We start from the raw sequence: 6,802 nt of genomic DNA on the forward strand, positions 1-6,802 counted from the left end.
TTTTAGTTTTTTTGGAACCGCCCGCAAGTTTTTTCAAATTCCTTGTTTTGATGAGGACGCGCCCTCCAGCGCTCTGGTTGTCACGGGCCCACTCGTGGCAAGGAGATGAAAACGCGGCGTGGGCGGTGGCCTACGTGCGGACGATGAATCCTGAGAGAAGGTGAGCCGATGTCGATGGGATCTCTGGAGATCGGGTCTCGCCTCGATGCGTGCCTCGCCGCGGCCGTCGCCGCCGACCCGACGCTGTCCGATGTCGCCGAGGTGATCGCGGCCTGCGCCACGGCGGCCATCGAGGTCAGCACGGTGATCGGGCGCGGTGCCCTCGCCGGCGACCTCGCCGCCCAGGGCGCGCAGAACAGCGACGGCGACGTTCAGAAATTCCTCGACGTGCTGGCCCATGAGCGCTTCACCGAGGCCTTGCGCGGGGCGCCCGTTTCCGAAGTCGCCTCGGAGGAATCCGAAGGGGTGATGCTTCTCAACCCCGGCGCACCGCTGGCGGTGGCCATCGATCCCCTCGACGGCTCGTCGAACATCGGCGTCAACATGGCGGTCGGCTCGATCTTCGGCATCTGGCCGACGGCTTCGACGCCCGAGAACCCCCTCGGCTCGTTCACGGGGCCCGGCACGCTCCAGCGCGCCGCCGGCTTCGTAACCTACGGCCCGGCCACCTCCCTGGTGCTGACCCTCGGCCACGGCACGCAGACCTACACCCTCGACCGGGCGGAGGGCGCCTTCCGCCTGACCCACCCGCGCATGGAGGTGGTGGCTGCCGCCAAGGAATACGCCATCAACGCCTCCAACGCCCGCCACTGGGACACCCCCGTGAAGGCCTATATCGAGGATTGCCTGCGCGGCGCGGAAGGCCCCCTCGACAAGGACTTCAACATGCGCTGGCTCGGCTCCCTCGTGTCCGACGCCCAGCGCGTGCTCCTGCGCGGCGGCGTGTTCCTGTACCCGGGCGACAATCGCAAGGGCTACGCGCAGGGGCGCCTGCGCCTCCTCTACGAGGCCGCTCCCATCGCCTTCCTCATGGAACAGGCGGGCGCCGGCGCCATCGACGGCGAGCGCCGCATCCTCGACATCTGCGCGAGCGCCATCCACGAGCGCGTGCCGCTGATCTTCGGCTCGGCCGACGAGGTGGCGTGCGTGGCCAAGTACTATGGCGGCCGCAATCCGGCGGCCGGGCGCTCGCCCTTGTTCGGGCAGCGCGGCCTGATGCGCGGCTAGCGGTAGGGGTCGCCTGGGCCAGAACGCATGTCGTCGCGTCATCCCATCATCTCGGTCACGGGCTCGTCGGGGTCGGGCACCACCTCGGTGCGCAACACCTTCGAGCAGATCTTCCGCCGCGAGGACGTGAGCGCCGTCTATATCGAGGGCGACGCGTTCCACGCCCTGGACCGCATCGCCATGCGCAAGGCCATGGCGGCCGAACCGACCCTCAGCCACTTCGCGCCGCGCGCCAACCTCCTGCCCGAGCTCGAGGAGGTGTTCCGCACCTACGCCGAATCGGGCACGGGCCGCACCCGGCATTACGTCCACGACGCGGCCGCCGCCGAACTCTACGGCACGCGGCCCGGCACCTTCACCCCGTGGGAGAGCTTCGCGCCGGGCTCGGACCTCCTGTTCTACGAAGGCCTGCACGGCTGCGTCGTCGACGACAACGTCGATCTCGCCCGCTACGCCGACCTCAAGATCGGCGTCGTGCCGGTGATCAACCTCGAATGGATCCAGAAGCTGCACCGGGACCGCTCGACCCGGGGCTACTCGACGGAGGCCGTCACCGACGTGATCCTGCGGCGGATGCCCGACTACGTGCAGACCATCTGCCCGCAATTCACCTGGACGGACATCAACTTCCAGCGGGTGCCAACGGTGGACACCTCGAACCCGTTCATCGCCCGGTGGATTCCCACCGCCGACGAATCCCTGGTGGTGATCCGGTTCAAGGACCCCAAGGGGATCGACTTCTCCTACCTCATCTCGATGATCCAGGGCTCGTTCATGAGCCGGGCGAATTCCATCGTGATCCCGGGGGGCAAGCTCGACCTCGCCATGCAGCTCATCCTGACCCCGATCATCATGCAACTCGTCGAGCGCAAGCGCCGTATGGCGTAGGAACCGCGCCGCCTGGCGTGAGGCGCACGCCGCACGCGTTGAAGGGCGCCGCGCGCCCGAGAGGACAGAACCGTGACCAGCCCGATCATCTCGCCCTCGATCCTCTCGGCGGATTTCGCCCAGCTCGGCGCCGAGGTGCGCGCCGTCTCGGAAGCCGGGGCCGACTGGATCCACCTCGACGTGATGGACGGGCATTTCGTGCCCAACCTCACCTTCGGGCCCGCCGTGGTGAAGGCGCTCAGGCCCCACAGCACGAAACCCTTCGATGTGCACCTCATGATCGCCCCGGCCGATCCCTACCTCGCGGCGTTCGCCGAGGCCGGGGCCGACACCATCTCGGTCCATGTCGAGGCCGGTCCCCACATCCACCGTTCGCTCCAGACCATCCGCGACCTCGGCAAGCGCGCCGGCATCGCCCTCAACCCCGGTACGCCGGCTTCCGCCGTGGAACCCCTCCTCGACATGGTCGACCTCGTGCTGGTGATGACGGTCAATCCGGGCTTCGGCGGCCAGAGCTTCATCCCCTCGACCCTGGAGACCATTGCCCGCATCCGCGCCATGGCGGCCGGCCGTCCCCTCGACATCGAGGTCGATGGCGGCATCACCCCCGAGACCGTGGGGCTCGCGGCGCGGGCCGGCGCGAACGCGTTCGTGGCCGGCAACGCCGTGTTCAAGGGTGGCCCGGCCGGCTACGCCGACCGGATCGCGGCGATCCGCGCCAATGCCGGCGGCGATCCGGTGTCATGCTGAGGGCGCTGATCTTCGACGTCGATGGGACGCTGGCCGAAACGGAAGACCTCCACCGGCAGGCATTCAACCAAGCCTTCGCCGAGATGGACCTGCCCTGGTCCTGGGACTCGGCCTTCTACGCCGACCTGCTCGCGGTGATGGGCGGCAAGGAGCGCCTCGCCCATTACGTCGAGACCCGGCATGCCGGGGATCTGCCCGCCCTTCGTCCACGCCTGGCCGAGATCCACGATCGGAAGACCCGGATCTACGGCGAACTGGTGGAGGACGGGCGCCTCGGCCTGCGCCCCGGCATCGCCCGACTCGTCGCGGAAGCCCGGGCCGCCGGCCTGCGTCTCGCCGTCGCCTCCACCACGAGCCGGCCCAACGTCGAGGCCCTGCTGCGGATGAACTTCCCCCGGGGCGACGTCCCGTTCGACGTGATCGCCTGCGGCGACGAGGCCGCCCGCAAGAAGCCCGCGCCCGACGTGTTCGAACTCGCCCTGGCGCGCCTCGGCGTCGATGCCTCCGAGGCCATCGCGTTCGAGGATTCCGTGGCCGGCATCCGCTCGGCCCTCGATGCCGGGCTGCCGGTCATCGCCACCCGCAGCCGCTACACCGGGACCCACCGCCTCGACGGCGCGTTCTCGGCCGTTTCGGACCTCGGCGAACCGGACGCGCCGCATACGCTGCTGTCCGGCACCGCCTGGCCCGGTCACGTCGTCACCCTCGCGGGCCTCCGGGCCTGGCAGGACACCCGCGAGGCCGAGGCGTAGACCTATTCCCGCTCGGGCCGGGCCTGCAGGATGGCGGCGCGCACGAACGGGCGCTTGAGCTGCGGGCCGGCGTCGGAGCGGTTGACGAAGTCGTTGGCACCCGGGTGTCGGCGTATCGCCTTGCCGAGATTGAGCCGGTAGCCCTCCTTGAACGTGTAGGGCAGCGCCATCGGATCGGCCATGAAGGCCGCGATGGCGGCCTCCACCTCGGCCTCCGCGATGAGTCCGAGGTCGCACAGGGCGAGGATCGTCAGCTTTTCGGTCATGGGGTGGGATAGGCCTGAACGGCCGGCCACGGCAATGCATGCGGTGCGCCGGAATGACGACCCAGTGTCGGGCGGTCGAATCTGGATCGGAAAAGTGGTGCCGGTTGCGGGACTTGAACTCGCGACCTACCGCTTACAAGGCGGTTCAGCCAGATATCTAAACTATTGCCGCAACGCTGTTTTTCACGGTGTTGTCGTTGCCGTGTTGCGTCTGTGTTGCAGGCTCAATTGCGCCAAGAACCGAAAGCTCGCCTGCCGTGGCGGCGCGCCGATCCGCGCGGCCGGCGGCAAATAGGTGGCCGTAGACGCGCTGTGTGAACTCGGGCGACTCATGCTCGGCCCATTCGCTTACCTGCTTGATGTTGGCTCCCTCGTCGATCCAGAGCGACACGGCAAAGTGACGGAAGCTGTGCGGCGTCCACCGGGGGGACCCATCGGCGGCGACGATTCCGAGGGCAATTTGAAGGGGGCCAATCTGGCGGTTGACGATGTTGGGGTAGCCCAACGGCGTCGCCACGTCAGATGGGAACACCAAGCCATTTGAGCGGCCCGCCGCGGCCTGCCAGTTTGCCAGGATCGTGGCGAGCTGCGGCCCGATAGGGATGCTGCGCAGTGCGGCGACCGTCTTCACCCGGTCTAGGGTGTTGAACCGGTCAACGCCCTCGCGCACCTCGAGGTGCTCAGGGAGGACCCGTCCCCACGCAAGGCCCCTTGCTTCCCCGATGCGTAGGCCAGCCAGGGCCATCGTCGCCATCATGGGGCGCAACCACGACGTCGGGCGAAACCCCTCCACCTCGGCTCCCTGATGCTCTGCCCTAAATGCCCGCATCGCCTTGATAGGGTGATCTGGCGATACACGTCGGACCTCGATCGTTCTGAGGCCCAACTCCGTGCGCTTCCGAGCTATGAGGAACAGGCCATCTACGTCCGCCGCAGTCGCCAACATTGCGCGAACGGCCTCTCGCTCTGGTATGCGAATCGTATCCTCTGCCTCACGGATCTCAGCGCGCCGCGTCTTCCTCCGGCTACGCAGCGACCGTACGGGGTTAGCAAACGCGAGACGCCGACGAATCGCCTCGTCGAAAATCGCGCCCAGCACAACCCGCGCCCGCCGGCAGGTGTCGTCCGTGCGCCCCTCTGCCTTCAATCGCTCCAGCCAATCTCCAATGTCGGCGGGATGAAGCTTTGGGAGAAGTCGAGAACCGAGATAGGGGCGGACGTGGCCTCCGAAATAGGTCCGGTAATTCTCTATCGTTGATCTCGCGGCATGGTCCGTCTCCAGCGCCGTGATAAGCAGTTCATAGGCTTGGTCGACCGTGCTGGCTGTCCGGTCCGGCACATGACTACCGGCGGCGACCTCGCTCTTAGCTCTGGTCAAAAACCCATCCGCTTCCCGCCTAGTTTGGAACTGTCGGAATCGTCGGGTGGTCAGCCTGGCCTGCCCCCTGAAAAGTGGTCCTCCCTGATGTATGGCCTTGGGTCATTTGGAGGATGTTTTTATGGGACGGAAGAATCATACGGCTGGAGAGATCGTCGCTAAGGTGGCCTGCCCCCTGAAAAGTGGTCCTCCCTGATGTATGGCCTTGGGTCATTTGGAGGATGTTTTTATGGGACGGAAGAATCATACGGCTGGAGAGATCGTCGCTAAGCTGCGGCAGGTAGATGTCCTGGTCTCGCAGGGTCGCAAGGTTGCTGAAGCAATCCGTTCGATCGAGGTGACCGAGGTCACTTATTACCGTTGGCGTTCCGAGTACGGCGGTCTGAAGGGTGATCAGGTCAAGCGGCTGAAGTCCTTGNGTTGCTGAAGCAATCCGTTCGATCGAGGTGACCGAGGTCACTTATTACCGTTGGCGTTCCGAGTACGGCGGTCTGAAGGGTGATCAGGTCAAGCGGCTGAAGTCCTTGGAGACGGAGAACCTGCGTCTGCGTCGGGCGATCTCGGACCTGACGCTGGAGAAGCTCATTTTGAAGGAGGCGGCTTCGGGAAACTTCTGAGCCCGGCTCGCCGCCGGGCTTGTGTCGCTTACGTCGTTGCCGAGCACGGTGTGTCCGAACGCTTCGCTTGCCGTGTCCTGGGTCAGCATCGTTCGACSCAGCGCAAAGTCGCCGTGATGGTCGAGGACGAGGCTGCTTTGACGGCTGCCATCGTCGCCCTGGCGCTGCAGTACGGACGCTACGGCTACCGTCGGATCACGGCCTTGCTCCGGCGCGATGGCTGGACGGTGAACGTGAAGCGCGTCGAACGGATCTGGCGATGCGAGGGCCTCAAGGTTCCCGCTCGCCAGCCGAAGCGGTCGCGCCTCTGGCTCAACGACGGCTCGTGCGTGCGGCTGCGGCCGGAGCGGCCCGACCACATCTGGTCCTACGACTTCGTCGAGCACCGCACGCACAACGGGCGCAAGTACCGGATGCTGAACGTCATTGATGAGTTCACGCGTGAGTGCCTGGCGATCCGTGTATCACGCAAGCTGAAGGCCCTCGACGTGATCGACGTGCTGACGGACCTGTTCAGCCTTCGCGGTGTGCCGGGTCATATCCGCTCCGACAATGGACCGGAGTTCATTGCCAAAGCGGTTCAGGACTGGATCGCAGCGGTTGGATCGACGACCGCCTACATCGAGCCGGGCAGTCYGTGGGAGAACGGTTACTGCGAGAGCTTCAACGCAAAGCTGCGGGATGAACTCCTCAACGGCGAGGTGTTCTACACCCTCAAGGAGGCCAGCGTCGTGATCGAGCAATGGCGGAGGCACTACAACACCCTCCGACCGCACTCGTCGCTTGGCTACCACCCGCCTGCGCCAGAGGTCGTCCTCTGGCCGACCGAACCGAGCGGATCAGTGCCGTCCGCTCGCCCTGCCATCGTCACACGACCGACGATGCACTAACTTCAAACCTGGGCCACTGAATGGGGGCAGGCCA

The 6,802-nt window shown here is 66.1% G+C and carries 7 protein-coding genes and 1 pseudogene; 6 read left to right on the top strand and 2 right to left on the bottom strand.

Going from position 1 to position 6,802, the window contains the following annotated elements; all coding sequences use genetic code 11:
* Positions 1 to 168 precede the first annotated feature (168 nt).
* The 4 genes from ASF25_RS02950 to ASF25_RS02965 all read left to right on the top strand — a co-directional run bounded on the left by ASF25_RS02950 (position 169) and on the right by ASF25_RS02965 (position 3,617).
* On the top strand, positions 169 to 1,227 hold the full coding sequence (locus ASF25_RS02950; RefSeq protein ID WP_056263226.1) for a class 1 fructose-bisphosphatase: 1,059 nt from the start codon (positions 169 to 171) through the stop codon (positions 1,225 to 1,227).
* Between the two features lie 27 nt (positions 1,228 to 1,254).
* Positions 1,255 to 2,115, top strand: coding sequence for a phosphoribulokinase (locus tag ASF25_RS02955; protein WP_056166118.1), 861 nt, complete (start codon positions 1,255 to 1,257; stop codon positions 2,113 to 2,115).
* A gap of 72 nt (positions 2,116 to 2,187) precedes the next feature.
* On the top strand, positions 2,188 to 2,865 hold the full coding sequence (gene rpe / locus ASF25_RS02960) for a ribulose-phosphate 3-epimerase (RefSeq protein WP_056166115.1): 678 nt from the start codon (positions 2,188 to 2,190) through the stop codon (positions 2,863 to 2,865).
* Positions 2,859 to 3,617, top strand: coding sequence for an HAD-IA family hydrolase (locus tag ASF25_RS02965; protein WP_056166112.1), 759 nt, complete (start codon positions 2,859 to 2,861; stop codon positions 3,615 to 3,617). The genes rpe and ASF25_RS02965 overlap by 7 nt, the downstream gene beginning before the upstream one ends.
* Positions 3,618 to 3,619: 2 nt before the next feature.
* Here ASF25_RS02965 and ASF25_RS02970 read toward each other — a convergent pair whose 3' ends face one another.
* The gene (locus ASF25_RS02970) at positions 3,620 to 3,883 is read right to left on the bottom strand and encodes a hypothetical protein (protein ID WP_056166109.1); all 264 of its coding nucleotides are present in this window, start codon (positions 3,881 to 3,883) and stop codon (positions 3,620 to 3,622) included.
* Between the two features lie 157 nt (positions 3,884 to 4,040).
* Entirely contained in the window at positions 4,041 to 5,261 is a 1,221-nt protein-coding gene (locus ASF25_RS22495) for a tyrosine-type recombinase/integrase (RefSeq protein WP_156368833.1), read from the bottom strand.
* A 229-nt stretch (positions 5,262 to 5,490) separates the two neighbouring features.
* On the opposite strand from ASF25_RS22495, the gene ASF25_RS21715 reads away from it, so the two are divergent.
* Both ASF25_RS21715 and ASF25_RS02985 read left to right on the top strand, forming a co-directional pair.
* The coding region (locus tag ASF25_RS21715) for a transposase (RefSeq protein ID WP_156368841.1) at positions 5,491 to 5,679 on the top strand (189 nt) is incomplete at its 3' end.
* A 1-nt stretch (position 5,680) separates the two neighbouring features.
* Positions 5,681 to 6,768: pseudogene (locus ASF25_RS02985) on the top strand (IS3 family transposase); the annotation flags it as partial.
* Positions 6,769 to 6,802 lie beyond the last annotated feature (34 nt).

Source organism: Methylobacterium sp. Leaf100, from assembly GCF_001422845.1.
GTDB lineage: Bacteria > Pseudomonadota > Alphaproteobacteria > Rhizobiales > Beijerinckiaceae > Methylobacterium.